This is a genomic window from Niveispirillum fermenti, from assembly GCF_048066175.1.
GTDB classification, from domain to species: domain Bacteria; phylum Pseudomonadota; class Alphaproteobacteria; order Azospirillales; family Azospirillaceae; genus Niveispirillum; species Niveispirillum fermenti.
Map to the genome: position 1 here is coordinate 17,169 of NZ_JBLTXA010000043.1, position 13,204 is coordinate 30,372.

16 protein-coding genes are annotated in these 13,204 nt (G+C 67.0%); 8 read left to right on the forward strand and 8 right to left on the reverse strand.

The features are described from left to right. Window positions 1-71: 71 nt before the first annotated feature. From ACM9LZ_RS23140 to wrbA, 8 genes are all read right to left on the reverse strand, one after another. Window positions 72-1,259 (reverse strand): cytochrome P450, encoded by a 1,188-nt coding sequence (locus tag ACM9LZ_RS23140; RefSeq protein ID WP_416621888.1) that lies wholly within the window; start codon window positions 1,257-1,259, stop codon window positions 72-74. 180 nt (window positions 1,260-1,439) lie between these two features. Beyond that, window positions 1,440-2,600, reverse strand: a complete 1,161-nt coding sequence (locus ACM9LZ_RS23145) for an epoxide hydrolase family protein (protein WP_416621889.1) — start codon at window positions 2,598-2,600, stop codon at window positions 1,440-1,442. Next, window positions 2,597-3,139, reverse strand: coding sequence for a VOC family protein (locus ACM9LZ_RS23150; RefSeq protein ID WP_416621890.1), 543 nt, complete (start codon window positions 3,137-3,139; stop codon window positions 2,597-2,599). Before ACM9LZ_RS23150 ends, ACM9LZ_RS23145 begins: the two co-directional genes overlap by 4 nt. 17 nt (window positions 3,140-3,156) lie before the next feature. Beyond that, complete coding sequence (locus ACM9LZ_RS23155; RefSeq protein WP_416621891.1) at window positions 3,157-3,558, reverse strand: nuclear transport factor 2 family protein; 402 nt, start codon at window positions 3,556-3,558, stop codon at window positions 3,157-3,159. A gap of 11 nt (window positions 3,559-3,569) precedes the next feature. Continuing rightward, window positions 3,570-4,025, reverse strand: coding sequence for an SRPBCC family protein (locus tag ACM9LZ_RS23160; RefSeq protein WP_416621892.1), 456 nt, complete (start codon window positions 4,023-4,025; stop codon window positions 3,570-3,572). A 161-nt stretch (window positions 4,026-4,186) separates the two neighbouring features. Beyond that, on the reverse strand, window positions 4,187-4,369 hold the full coding sequence (locus tag ACM9LZ_RS23165) for a tautomerase family protein (protein WP_416621893.1): 183 nt from the start codon (window positions 4,367-4,369) through the stop codon (window positions 4,187-4,189). 12 nt (window positions 4,370-4,381) lie between these two features. Beyond that, window positions 4,382-4,699 (reverse strand): 2Fe-2S iron-sulfur cluster-binding protein, encoded by a 318-nt coding sequence (locus ACM9LZ_RS23170; RefSeq protein WP_292905342.1) that lies wholly within the window; start codon window positions 4,697-4,699, stop codon window positions 4,382-4,384. Between the two features lie 19 nt (window positions 4,700-4,718). After that, window positions 4,719-5,318 carry an NAD(P)H:quinone oxidoreductase gene (gene wrbA, locus ACM9LZ_RS23175; RefSeq protein ID WP_416621894.1) on the reverse strand — a complete coding sequence of 200 codons (600 nt, stop codon included), beginning with the start codon at window positions 5,316-5,318 and terminating at the stop codon, window positions 4,719-4,721. Window positions 5,319-5,510: 192 nt separating this feature from the next. Here wrbA and ACM9LZ_RS23180 point away from each other — a divergent pair, with 192 nt between their 5' ends. The 8 genes from ACM9LZ_RS23180 (at window position 5,511) to ACM9LZ_RS23215 (ending at window position 12,818) form a co-directional block, all read left to right on the forward strand. Continuing rightward, the gene (locus ACM9LZ_RS23180; RefSeq protein WP_416621895.1) at window positions 5,511-6,278 is read left to right on the forward strand and encodes a GntR family transcriptional regulator; all 768 of its coding nucleotides are present in this window, start codon (window positions 5,511-5,513) and stop codon (window positions 6,276-6,278) included. A 487-nt stretch (window positions 6,279-6,765) separates the two neighbouring features. Beyond that, a complete protein-coding gene (locus ACM9LZ_RS23185) occupies window positions 6,766-8,238 on the forward strand; it encodes a 2-hydroxymuconic semialdehyde dehydrogenase (RefSeq protein ID WP_416621896.1) in 1,473 nt (490 codons plus the stop codon). Between the two features lie 174 nt (window positions 8,239-8,412). After that, window positions 8,413-8,949 carry a VOC family protein gene (locus ACM9LZ_RS23190; RefSeq protein ID WP_416621897.1) on the forward strand — a complete coding sequence of 179 codons (537 nt, stop codon included), beginning with the start codon at window positions 8,413-8,415 and terminating at the stop codon, window positions 8,947-8,949. A 1-nt stretch (window position 8,950) separates the two neighbouring features. After that, on the forward strand, window positions 8,951-9,856 hold the full coding sequence (locus ACM9LZ_RS23195) for a VOC family protein (RefSeq protein WP_416621898.1): 906 nt from the start codon (window positions 8,951-8,953) through the stop codon (window positions 9,854-9,856). Further along, the gene (locus ACM9LZ_RS23200; protein WP_292905334.1) at window positions 9,846-10,532 is read left to right on the forward strand and encodes a class II aldolase/adducin family protein; all 687 of its coding nucleotides are present in this window, start codon (window positions 9,846-9,848) and stop codon (window positions 10,530-10,532) included. Before ACM9LZ_RS23195 ends, ACM9LZ_RS23200 begins: the two co-directional genes overlap by 11 nt. Further along, on the forward strand, window positions 10,514-11,338 hold the full coding sequence (locus tag ACM9LZ_RS23205; RefSeq protein WP_416621899.1) for a 2-keto-4-pentenoate hydratase: 825 nt from the start codon (window positions 10,514-10,516) through the stop codon (window positions 11,336-11,338). Before ACM9LZ_RS23200 ends, ACM9LZ_RS23205 begins: the two co-directional genes overlap by 19 nt. Before the next feature lie 159 nt (window positions 11,339-11,497). Then, window positions 11,498-12,256: a 2-keto-4-pentenoate hydratase gene (locus tag ACM9LZ_RS23210; RefSeq protein ID WP_416621900.1), complete on the forward strand. Its 759-nt coding sequence runs from the start codon at window positions 11,498-11,500 to the stop codon at window positions 12,254-12,256. A 73-nt stretch (window positions 12,257-12,329) separates the two neighbouring features. Continuing rightward, window positions 12,330-12,818, forward strand: coding sequence for a MarR family winged helix-turn-helix transcriptional regulator (locus ACM9LZ_RS23215; RefSeq protein ID WP_416621901.1), 489 nt, complete (start codon window positions 12,330-12,332; stop codon window positions 12,816-12,818). The last annotated feature ends 386 nt before the right edge of the window (window positions 12,819-13,204 follow it).

Below are 13,204 nucleotides of genomic sequence, written 5' to 3' on the forward strand. Positions count from 1 at the left end.
TCGGGGCGCACGCATCCTTCCGCCCCGTTGCCGGGACGGTCGGACAGGCGCCATGCATGGGTTCAAATGGTTCAGCCGGCGGGGACGAAGCGCAGGGGCAGCCGCTCCACCGACAGGCGCGGCCAGGTATGGCGCTGGATCGGGCCGGCCAGTTCGAAGGATTTCGTGCGCTTCAGCAGTTCTTCCAGCGTCATCTTCATTTGCATGCGGCCCAATGGTGCGCCGAAGCAGGTATGCATGCCGCGTCCGAAGGCGAAATGCTGGCGGCGCGGGCGGTCCAGGATGAACTTGCCGGGGTCCTCCCAGCGGGTCGGATCCAAGTTGGCCGACCCATAGTTCAGGAAGACGGAATCCCCCTTGCGGATGGTCACGCCCGCCACCTCGACATCGCGGGTGGCCTTGCGCGGCATTTCCTGCTGCGGGGATTCCAGGCGCAGCCCTTCCTCCACCGCGTCGGGGATGCGGTCGGGATTCTCGCGCAGGAACTGCTGGATCTCCGGCTCGCGGGCCAGACGCAGGACGATGTTGCCCATGCCGCTGGCCGCCGTCGACTTGCCGGCCAGGATGATGGCCATGACCAGCTGGGTGATGGTGAAGTCATCCAGCTTCTGGCCGTTCACCTCCTCCGTCACGAAACCGCTGATCACGTCGTCGGACGGGTTGGCGCGGCGTTCGGCGATCAGGCCCTGGATATAGGGGAAGACCCGCATGACCAGTTCCTGCGGCAGGTCCTTGCCGGCCCCCACGGTGCCGGCCCCCGTGGCCTCCTCCATCTCGCGCGACCAGTCATTATAGATCGACCAGTCCTCCTTCACGCGCAGGAAGCTGCACAGGGTGCGCATGGAAATCTGGTAGGCGTATTCCTGGGAGAAATCGGCCGTGCCCCTGGCGATCATCCCGTCGATCAGGCCGACGGCCACGGGGCGCATCTTCTCTTCCATCGCCTTGATGGGGCCGGGCATGAAGAACTTGTTGATGACGCGGCGATAGCCCGTGTGTTCCGGCGGATCGACCATCAGCGGCAGGATGCGCGGCGCGCCCTCCGGCACGGTAACATTGCTGAAGGTGGCATGGTCGGTGGCCGCCCGCTCGATCTCGGCGGCGCTGAAGATGCCCCACATGTTGTTGCCGCCGCCCTTGCCCTCCATCAGGGCCACGGGCGCGCGCGACAGCAGGTCCGCATAGACGCGGCTGCCGTCCCAGTCCCGCCCGTCGGCCAGCGCCTCGAACGCCTCGGTGGGTCGCCAATTCTCAACCATGCTTTTCCTCCCGACGAAACTTGTTAAAGTGTATCCACATGTGTTTTTGACTGTCCAGGAGATTCGGCACCGCCATGCGGGACTCCCGGATCGGAATGGGGAATTGTGTATCCCGATAAGGAGAACTCATCGGGTTCCGGTTCGGCGGCAACGTCCGCCGCGGGGCACGGGCCAACGGTACTAGCGACCGGCCGCCGCCCGCAGATGCGGCAGCATGGCGCGCAGTTCCGCCACGAACAGGCCCGGCTGTTCCCAGGCCGCGAAATGCCCGCCGCGTGCCACGGTCGCGTAATAGGCCAGGCGCGTGAACCGTGCCTCCAGCCAGCGGCGGGAAGCCAGGATCGTCTCCCCGGCGAAGCCGCTATAGGCCGCAGGCAGTTCGACAGGCGGAGGCGGAGCCGGCGGCATGGCGCGGCGCAGTTCCCAATAGAGGCGGGCAGCCGAAACACCGGAATTGGTCAGCCAGTACAGCATGATCCCGTCCAGCATCCGGTCCATGGACAGGACCTTGGTGACATCGCCCTCATGGTCGCTGGTCTCGCTGAACTTCTCGTACATCAGGGCAGCCAGGCCCACGGGGCTGTCGGCCAGCATATAGCCGATGGTCTGCGGCCGTGTGCTCTGATGCTCGAAATAGCCAGACTGCTCGGCGAAGAAGCGCTGCGCCCGGGCCAACCAGGTCCGTTCCTGCGCGTCGGCCGCCGCGATCTCGGCCGGCGTGGGCTGGAAGAAGGACATGTTCAGGTGGATGCCCAGGCAGCCGGGCGGGCGCATGTGGCCGATGGCCTCCGCCACGGCGCTGCCCAGGTCGCCGCCCTGGCAGACCCAGCCCTCATAGCCCAGCCGGGCCATCAGCGTGGCGTAGGCGGCCGCGATGCGCCCGATATGCCAGCCGGTGCCCGCCGGCTTTCCGGAAAAGCCGAAGCCCGGCATGGACGGGATGACCAGATGGAAGGCCGGCGCGCCCTCGGCGCCATGGGCGGCAGGGTCCGTCAGGGGACCGATGCAGTCCAGGAATTCCAGCACCGATCCCGGCCAGCCATGGGCCAGCAGCAGCGGCGTGGCATCCGCGTCCGGCGAGCGAACATGGATGAAATGGATGTCGACGCCGTCGATCTCCGTCCGGAACTGTTCCAGTTCGTTCAGACGGGCCTCGCACCGGCGCCAGTCATAACGGGTCAGCCAGTGCAGGTGCAGGGCCTGCAGGGCGGCCAGCTTCGGCCCCTGGCTGTCGTCGGTCACCGTTTCCGGTCCGGGCCAGCGCGTGCGGCGCAGCCGGTCGCGCAGATCGTCCAGTTCTGCATCGGCGATCCGGATCTGGAAGGGACGCAGGGCGCTCATGATGCTTTCTCCAGGGGCGGTTTCCAGCGCCGCAGTTCCGTCGTCCCCTCATAGGGTTGTGGCGACGGGAAGGTGATCAGTTCGATCAGGGCACCGAACGGGGCCTTCAGGAAGCAGAAGCGGTTGCCGGGCCCGCTTTCGTTCGCGATCAGGTCCCAGGGCTGGTTCAGCAGTTCCGCGCCGGCGGCCACGGCCCGGTCGATGGCGGCCTGCATGTCGTCCACATAAAGGGCGACATGCTGCCAGCCCGTGTCGCAGCCGCGCAGGGCCGGGCGCGGCGCGGCCACCTGGTCGTACTGGAACAGCTCGATGCCGGGACCGTTGGCCATCCTGTACATGCGGATCACGGCGATGCGCAGGCCCGGCGGCCCCTGCATCATGTGTTCCACGGCCGGCCCCTCGAAGGGCGGCATGGTCCGGTTCAGCGTTTCATAGATGAACTGCGCCCCCAGCCCGTCGATCAGGAAGCGTTCGGCGCTGGCGATGTCCGGCACGGTCAGGCCGATATGGTCGATGCCGCGGATGCTGTTGGCCGTCATGTCATTCCCCTGGGTTTTCACGGGTGCGCGAACAGGGGGGCGAGGTCGATATAGATCCACAGCCGGTCGATCAAGGCCGCCTCGTTGCGGTGCAGATGGCTGGCCACTGGCAGCGGCACCTCGCGCCCGCCGGGCAGGATGTAGGTGACGGTGGCCAGTTGCACGACCCCCTCACCATCGGTGAAGCGCGCATGCGCCTCGTGCCGCATCCCGGTCAGGTGGGTCAGGAAGGCGCGCAGCCCGTCGCGTGCCTCCTCCCGCGTGGTGGCGGGGGGATTGTTGGCGAAGCGCATGTCGATACGCTCGGCGAAGGAGGCGGCCAGTGCGTCGGCATCGCAGGCGTCCGCCGTGCGGAAGAAGGCCGACACCCAATCTTCCGCGCCGGCGGGTGCCGACGCGGTGTACGTCCCGTTGGTCATGGTCCGCCCCCTTACAGCGTGCCGGCCAGCTTCATGGCGCGGACCTTGGCCAGGGTGGCGGCGACGGCGCCGATATAGTCGCCCTTCATGCTCTCGCCATGGTCGCGCTCCGCCTGCGAGCCCTCGGGGCAGCCGGGGAAGACCAGGCCGAAGGTGAAGGTCAGCAGCAGGCCGTTGTCCGACGTGCTGATGGTGTTCTCGATGAAGCCGCCGCCGTCCATGCGCTCGAAATGCACCTGGGTCGGCGCGCGGAACAGGATCTTCTCCTGCACCTGGTGTCCCTTGAAGATGACCTCGCGCAGCAGCCAGCCCTCGCCGCGCTCCAGCACCTCGCACTTGGCCATGCCGGGCACGAAGGGCAGGGCGTTCTCGGCCTTCATTTCCAGGCCGCGCCAGACCTCCTCCTGCGTCAGGATGATCTCGGCCCCTTCGGGGTTGACGGCGATGGCATGGGACAGGGTGAACATGGGCTTCCTCCTTGGATGGATTGTCTGGTTCAGGCCGGGGCCTGCTAAGCAGATTTTCCGAACGCCGCCCACAGATGGGCGGGCTCGGAAAATCTGCAAACCATGGGAGCGGCAGGTTCCTCCAGGCCGGGCCACACATGGCCCGGCCTGGAGGAACCTGCTTAGTCGGCCTTGGTCGTCAGGCCGATGCCCCAATGCGTGGCGGGCACCTCGGTCAGGATGACGCGCACGGATTTCTCCGGCACATCCAGCGCGTCCATGGCCGCCTGGGCCAGGCCCCGCATCAGGTCGCGCTTCTGCCGGTCGGTGCGCCCGGAGATGATCTGCACATTGATCAGCGGCATGGCGGCACCTCCTCAGCTGTCCGGCGCGATTGTGACGGTCAGGCCGTCCATGCCGTCGCCGAACATCACCTGGCAGGCCAGGCGGGAATTGGCCTTGCGGTTGTCGGCGCTTTCCAGCAGGTCGCTTTCCTCCTCGCCGGGACCCGGCAGCAGGGCGGCGAATTCCTCGTCCACGAAGACGTGGCAGGTGGCGCAGGACAGGCAGCCGCCGCACAGCGCCAGCAACTCGTCGATCCCGGACGCGCGGATGCTCTCCATGATGCTGACGCCGGCCTCAGCCTCGACCTGGTGAATCTGTCCGTCGCGCGTCCTGACATTCAAAACGGCCATTCGTTTCCTCCCCTTCGTGTTATTTGCCCAGGCGGCCGGCAAGTGTCGCCACATGCTGCCCCAGGAAGCGGGCGCCATCCAGGTCCGCGGCACCCGGCTGGCGGCTGCCATCGCCGTCGGCGATGGTGGAGGCGCCATAGGGCGAACCGCCCTTCACCGCCTCCAGGCCCATCTGGCCCGTGAAGGAATAGGGCAGGCCGGAGATCAGCATGCCGTGATGCAGCAGCGTGGTCAGCATGGAGAACAGGGTCGTCTCCTGCCCGCCATGCTGGGTGGCGGTGGACGTGAAGGCGGCGCCGATCTTGCCGATCAGGGCGCCCTTCATCCACAGCCCCCCGGTCTGGTCCCAGAACTGCGCCATCTGCGCCGGCATGCGGCCGAAGCGGGTGGGGGCACCCACGATGATGGCGTCATAGTCCGGCAACTCGTTGATGTCGGCGACGACCGCCGTCTGCTCCAGCTTGAAGCCGGCGCCGCGGGCGATGTCGTCCGGCACCGTCTCGGCCACGCGCCGCAGGTCGGCGACGGCGCCGGCCGCGCGGCACCCTTCCGCGACGGCGGCGGCCATCGTCTCCGTGTGGCCATAGGTGGAATAATAGAGGACGAGGACCTTGGTCATAAGGGCTCCGCTTGGATTGGGGGGGGCGGGGCGCCCGATGGGCGCGGGGATCGGTAAAAGTGGACACACTATTGATGCGCGACGAGTTCTTGTCAATAAGACTTATACGTCCTTTTCTGTAGCTGCCAGGAGAGCGGACGGCAGGCGATGCCAGCCCTTGACGTCGGCGGAGCCGCCGGTTACGTTCCGATCATGACACTCGAACCCGCCATCTTTCAGCCCATTGACAAGGCCGACAAACGCCGCACGGCGGTGGAAGTGTATGAAAGTTTGCGGGAATCGATTCTGTCCGGCGACGTGAAGCCCGGTACCATCCTGTCCCAGGTGGAGGTGGCGCGGGTCTTCGATGTCAGCCGCACGCCCGTGCGCGAGGCGATGCGCATGCTTCAGGAGGGCGGGCTGCTGGTGGGGGAACCCAACCACCGCAGTCGGGTGGTCGGCTTCGACCCCAAGGATATCGAAGCGCTCTATATGAAGCGTGTCCTGCTGGAGGCGTTGGGCGTGGCCATCACCACCCGGCGCATGACGCCGCCGCTGATGGTCCGGCTGGAGGAGACGATCCGCGGGCTGGAGAGCGAGGAGAGTCACCGCGATTTCGAATGCTGGCGCACGCTGCACCGCCGTCTGCACCAGCTGATCGTGTCGGAATCCGGTTCCTCCATGACGGAGGATCTGGCCGGGCTGGAATTGCGGTCGGCCCGCTACCAGTCCGCCAACAAGGGGGCGCATCTGCCCGGCTGGTGGCAGCGCGGGGAGGCTGAACATCGCAGCCTGTTCGATGCCATCGCCAAGGGCGATGCGGCGCTGGCCGGCGAGCTGGCGGCGCGACACTTGGCGCGCACGGCGCTGGAACTGCTGGCGGCGCTGGCGCCGGAATATGACACGGCCCGCCTGCGCGACAGCCTGCATTTCGCCATCGCCGGCGCGCGCGGCGTCGCGGTGGCCGACGGGCGGCGTTGACGCGCGCCTGACGGTGGGCTGTGCGTCCCACGGGTGCCGTCCATGGCCGCACCCGCTTCCCTGCTTGCGCCTTTCACCCCGCTGTGGGGCATGGGCACCTTCTTCCCGGCTTTCTCCACCGTCACCCCGGCGAAGGCCGGGGTCCAGGCGTAGAGCGGCGTCAGCCGCAACATGACCCATATCGGCGCTGATCGCGCCTTATGCTGGGCCCCGGCCTTCGCCGGGGTGACGGTAGTAAGAGCGGAATTGGTCTGCTCAATCACTTAACTTAGCGCGTGTGGGCCTTCGCCGGGGTGACGGTTGGAGAAGCTGAAATCTGGTGCCCATGGCCTCCCGCCGGCCCTTCGCCGGGATGAAGGGGAGGGGCAGTCGCCCCCATTACCTCCATCCCATCACGCCCTTCATAAGTGCGTACACTTTCAGCTTGCGTCACGCCGTAATGGGACGTATACATCCCAATAGGCCCTGTCATAGGAAAGATGTTTCGATGGCCTTTTCCAGTGAGACCCGGCATTTGCGGAACTATGTCGGCGGCCGCTTCGTGGATGGCGGCCGACCCTTCGATGTGGTCGATCCCGCGACCGGTAAAGTGCATGCAATTGCCTATGAGGCGAACCGCCCCATCGTCGATGCCGCCGTGGCCGCCGCGCGCCGGGCGGTGGAGGGGGAATGGGGGCGGATGACGCTGGCGCGGCGGCGTTCCATGCTGGTCGCCGTGGCCGAGGGGATCGAGAAGCGGTTCGACGATTTCCTGGCGGCCGAAATCGCCGACACAGGCAAGCCGCACGGCCTGGCCCATCACCTGGATATTCCCCGGGGTGCTGCCAATTTCCGCGTCTTCGCCGATGTCATCGCCAACCTGCCCGCCGAAAGCTTCGAGATGGACACCCCGGACGGGGGCAGGGCGCTAAACTATGCGGTACGCCGGCCGCTGGGTGTGGTGGGTGTGATCTCCCCCTGGAACCTGCCGCTGCTGCTGATGACCTGGAAGGTGGCGCCGGCCCTGGCCTGCGGCAATGCCGTGGTGGTGAAGCCGTCGGAGGAGACGCCGTCCACCACCACCCTGCTGGGCGAGGTGATGAGCGCGGTCGGTATGCCCGATGGCGTGTTCAACGTCATCCACGGCTTCGGCCCCGACAGCGCCGGGGAGTTCCTGACCAGCCATCCCGGCGTGCGCGCCATCACCTTTACGGGGGAGACGCGCACCGGTGCCGCCATCATGCGCGCGGCGGCCCCCACGGTGAAGGCGCTGTCCTTCGAACTGGGGGGCAAGAACCCGGCCGTCGTCTTCGCCGACGCCGACCTGGACGCGGCCGTGGCCGGCCTGTCGCGGGCGGTCTTCCTGAACACGGGCCAGATCTGCCTGGCGCCGGAGCGGATTTATGTGGAGCGGCCGGTGTTCGATGCCTTCGTGCGTGGCATGAAGGCCCGGGCCGAGGCGCTGAAGCCCGGCCTGCCGGAGGAGGCGGGTGTCGATTTCGGGCCGCTCATCTCCGATGAGCATCGCCAGAAGGTGCTAGGCTATTACCGCATGGCCGTGGAGGATGGGGCGCAGGTGGTGACCGGCGGCGGCATCCCGGCCCTGTCGGGAGAGGCGGCGGGCGGCTTCTTCGTGGAGCCCACCTTGTGGACCGGCCTGGCCCATGACGCCCGCGTCTGCCGGGAGGAGTTGTTCGGCCCCTGCGCCGCCATCATCCCCTTCGACAGCGAGGAGGAGGCGGTGCGCATGGCCAACGATACCGAATACGGGCTGGCGGCGTCCATCTGGACCACGAACCTGTCGCGCGGCCACCGCGTGGCGGCCGCCATGGAAGTGGGCATCTGCTGGGTCAACAGCTGGTTCCTGCGCGACTTGAGGACGGCCTTCGGCGGCGCCAAACTGTCGGGCGTGGGCCGGGAAGGGGGCGTGCATTCCGTCAACTTCTATTCGGAGCCGACCAATATCTGCATCCGGCTGTAATACCTGATCCCGGTGAGTGGAATTTACCGGGATCAGGTTCGGCGGCGACTGCCGCCGCTCGGCACAGGCCGCGTATCCAAAGCCCACGGATGTGGGCACCGGCGATTGAGGCCCGGGGATCGGTTGCGATCGCCGGGACATGGCATAAGGCCGCAACCGAGGGAGGACATGAGAATGACGGAAATAGCCGAGGCCAGCCGCGAAAAGGTGGAACCGGTCCTGAACACCCGCTTCTATTCGCACGCGACGCTGGAATGCAAGGACATCAAGCGCACCCGCCAGTTCTTCGAGGAATTCTTAGGCTTCGAGACGGTGCAGATGGCCAACGTCTCCTTCTGGGCGCGCCTGGGCGGGGACCAGATCATCGTAGTCGTCCAGGGGCCGCGCAAGGCCGAGGGCGAGATGCCGTTCCTGAACCATAATGGCCTGGACGTGCCCACGGACGCGGACGTGGACCGGTCCTGGGAACTGGTGAAGGCCAATGCTGAGAAATGGGGCCTGCACAAGATCACCAAGCCCGTGGTCCAGCATGGCACCTACTGCTTCTATTTCTGGGACCTGGACGACAATGCCTGGGAGATCCTGTCCAACCCCAAGGGTGGCTATTCCTGGGGCTTCGAGATGGGCGACCAGGAAGGGGCCGGCCATATGAGCCGCAAGTTCCAGCGCCCCAAGACCGGCGCCGGTGCCGGCCCGGACGGGGAGGCTTGAGATGGGTGCCGACCTTCACGACATAAGCTATGTCCGCATCGGCGTGTCGGACCTGGACGAGAGCGTCGAGTTCGCCACGCGCATCCTGGGCCTGGAACTGGTGGACCGGGACGCCACCTGCGCCTATCTGCGCGGGGACAACCGCGACCACAACCTTGTCTATACGAAGGGGGTGAATTCCGGCCATGTGCTGGGGTTCGAGGTCAAGAGCATGGAGGCGCTGGAAACCGCCGCCGTGATGTTCGAGCAGGCTGGCGTCACGGTTCGCCACGGTACGTCGGAGGAGCGCGAGCAGCGCCGCGTCGGCGGCCTGATCACCATCCAGGACCCGACCGGCAACAATATCGACCTGGTAGCCCGCCCGGCGGCCAGCGGCCGGCGCTATTTTCCCACCCGCGATGCCGGTATCACGGATTTCAGCCATGTCGGCCTGCGCACGTCCGACCCGCGCCAGGACGAGGCATTCTACACCAGGCTGATGAGCGCCAAGGTCAGCGACTGGATCGGGGATGCGGCCTTGCTACGCATCGACGAGGTCCATCATAAGATTGCCCTGTTCCCGTCCACCTATGCCGGCGTCCAGCACATCAATTTCCAGACTGAGAGCCATGACGACATCATGCGCTCCTGGTACTTCCTGCGGGACAACAATGTTCGCATCGCCTTCGGCCCCGGCCGGCACCCCACCTCGGGCGCGCGGTTCCTGTATTTCTACGGGCCGGACGGCATGGTCTATGAATATTCCACCGGCGTGCGCCTGATCACGGCGGAGGACGAGAAGACCTATGTCCCCCGGCAATTCCCCAAGGCCAAGGCCAGCTTCTGCAGCTGGGGCTCCGTCCCCGACATCAGCGAGTTCAGCGCGGTGGTGAAGGCGGGGGAGAAGGCGGCACCCCATGCCGCCTGACAACGCCCTGGCCGTGCGGCTGGCCGCGCGGGCGCTGGGGCGGCACGGGCTGGCCCATGCCTATGGCCATGTCAGCGCCCGTGTCGATGGTGGCCATTTCCTGGTGTCGCCGCCGCAGCCGCTGGGCAGCGTGGCGGTGGGCGATCCCGGCGTGGCGGTGCCGCTGGACGGTCCGCTGCCGTCCCGCGCGCTGCCGGAGGTGCGCATGCACCGTGCCATCTACCGGCGACGGCCCGATGTCGGCGGCATCTGCCGGTTCCAGTCGCCGGCCCTGATGGCGCTGTCGGCCTTGGGCCGGACGCCGCGCGTCCTGCACGGGCTGGGCGCCTATTTCTCGCCGTGTCCGCCCCTGTGGCCCGGCACCGCTCTGGTCCGCGACGATGACAGCGCCGGGGCCGTGGCCGGGATGCTGGGACCGGGGCGGGCCATCGTGCTGCGGGGCAATGGCGCCGTCACCGCCGGCGCCTCGCTGATGGAGGCGGCCTGCCTGGCCTTCTTCCTGGAGGATGCCGCCCGCCTGGAGATCGCGCTGCTGCCGGCTGCCGCCGGCGGGGCGGAGCCCATCCCCTATACGGCCGACGAGGCGGCGCAGCGCGCCGTGGGGACCGGCGGCCTGTTCGAACGCATGTGGCACTTCCTGTGCGCCGGAGATTCCGAATGGCAATTGCAGAACTGAACCGCGCGATGAGCGATGTCGCGCGCGACGAACAGGCGGCCGCCCTGCGGCGCTGCCACGAGACGGGGGCGCCCATGCCGGCGCTGCGCCGGGCCTTTCCCGACGCCACCATCGACGACGCCTATGCGATCCAGGCGGCCAACACCGCCTGGTGGGAACGGCAGGGCCGCCGCGTGGTGGGGGCCAAGATCGGCCTGACCGCGCGCAGCGTGCAGCGGCAGCTGGGCGTGGACCAGCCGGATTTCGGCCATCTGTTCGCCGACATGGAGGTGGAGGATGGTGCCGTCGTACCGGCAGGCCAGCTGATCCAGCCCAAGGTGGAGGCGGAGATCGCCTTCGTGCTGGACCGGCCGGTGGACACCGCCCGGCTGACGGCTGCGGAACTGATCGGCTGCGTGGCCCATGTGCTGCCGGCGATCGAGATCGTGGACAGCCGCATCGCCAGCTGGGACATCGGCATCGTCGACACCGTGGCCGACAACGCGTCTTCCGGCCTGTTCGTGCTGGGCACCCGGCCCGTGCCGCTGGCGGCGGTCGACCTGCGGCTGTGCGGCATGGTGCTGGAGAGGAATGGCGATCAGGTCTCCTTCGGGGCCGGTGCCGCCTGCCTCGGCAACCCGCTGCACGCGCTGGCCTGGCTGGCGCGGCGCATGGCGGCCCTGGGCCGTCCCCTCAACGAAGGGGATGTGGTGCTGGCTGGCGCCCTGGGGCCCATGGTGGCGGTGGAGCCGGGCGACTTCGTGGAGGCGCGGATCGAGGGGTTCGATCCCGTCCGTGTTTCCTTCGCCGAAAATACCAAGTCCTGATGAGTGGTACTCATCGGGACCTGGTTCGGCGGCGACTGCCGCCGCGCGCCTCGTGGAGCGTAGCCAAGCCACCGGATGGTGGCGCCGGCGATTGAGGCCGGTGATCGGTTCCGATCACCGGGACCTGGGAATAATCCGGGAACAAAAAGGGGTTCGACCTTGTCCGACCTGATGGAAATCGCCGCGCGGCTGGATGCCGCCATGTTCAACGCCACCGCCACGCCGCAACTGGGCGATACGCTGTCGGTGGCGGATGCCTATCGCGTGCAGGAAGCGTCCATGGCGCGCCGCTATGCCCGCGGCGAGCGCCGCGTGGGCATCAAGATGGGCTTCACCAGCCGCGCCAAGATGGCCCAGATGGGTGTCGACGCGATGATCTGGGGCCGGCTGACCGACGCCATGCTGGTGGAGGATGGCGGGGCCGTCCGCTTCTCCGCCTATGTCCACCCGAGGGTAGAACCGGAGATTGCGTTCCTGCTGAAGGCGCCCCTGCCGCGCACCGTGACGCCGGCCGGCGCCCTGGCGGCGGTGGGCGGCGTGGCGGCGGCGCTTGAGATCATCGACAGCCGGTATGAGAATTTCAAGTTCTCCCTGACCGACGTCATCGCCGACAACAGTTCCTCGTCGGGCTTCGTCATCGGTCCCTGGGCCGATCCCGCCATCGACCTGTCGAACCTGGGCATGATCATGGAGATCGACGGTCAGCCCCGGCAGATCGGGTCTTCCGCCGCCATCCTGGGCAACCCGCTGCGCTCGCTGGTGGCGGCCGCCCGGCTGGCCCATGACGCGGGGGAATCGCTGGGGGCCGGCGACATCGTGATGGCCGGCGGGGCGACGGCGGCGGAGCACCTGTCCGTTGGCAACCATGTCCGGCTGGTGGTCAGCCGGCTGGGCAGGGTGGAATTCCGGGTCGGATGATCGCCTTGTTGGATTTCCCGGTCCGGCCCCGGTAAGGTACGGGCGCATGTCTCCAGGGACGGACGAGGAGCACGTGGACAAGATCGAGTTCAGGAGAAGATTGCAGATGTTTTCGCTCCTGGAGGCACCCGGCCATCTGTTGCGGCGCAATCACCAGCGCTCGTACGAGATTTTTGTGCGCGTCGTGGGCGACGATGTTACGCGCCAGCAAATTGCCCTGCTGGTGGCTCTGGCCAAACAGCAGGGTGCCTCCCAGAGCGACCTGGTGGAGGCAACGGGCATCGATAAGAGCACGATGAAGGAGATGATCGGGCGCATGGTGTCACGCGGCTGGGTGGAGCGCGAGCGCGACCCGCAGGACAACCGCGCGTGGGTGATGAAGATTACCGAGGGGGGCTGCGTCCTCCTGGCCGAGCGTCTGCCCAGGGTAGAGGAGGCCCAGCGCCAGATCATCGCCCCGCTGTCCCCGGTCGATCGCGAGATCTTCCTGCGCTGCCTTCGCCTCATGGCTGGGATTGACGCGGATCCGGGTCAGGATGTCTCCGAGGACGGAAGCATCTGATGTCGCCATTGTGTCAGCCATCAGCTTTTGCTGGACAGAGATTCGCCTCTTGATACGCTAGTCCGGTTGGCTGTGGCTGAACGGGAAGGCGCTTTGGACGCCGCACAGGCGGTATTCGCCGCTACCCCCCGCGACATTTGTTGCACCTGTCCGGGTACTATGACCCCGCGTTGGGTTTGCTGTCTCGGACAAGCTACGCTGCAACACGAAATAGCCCGTTGCGGTTTTCGGCAGCCAGCAGTTTCAGCATTCGGCACTCCCTAATTGTGGGTCGCAAATGGAGAGCAAATCCTGCCCCCGCATCCAATGCTCAAGCCGCTGAACTCGCAAGAGATCAGCGGCTTTCGTCGTTTCTGGGCCAACCTGCCATAGACCCCGCAGGTAAC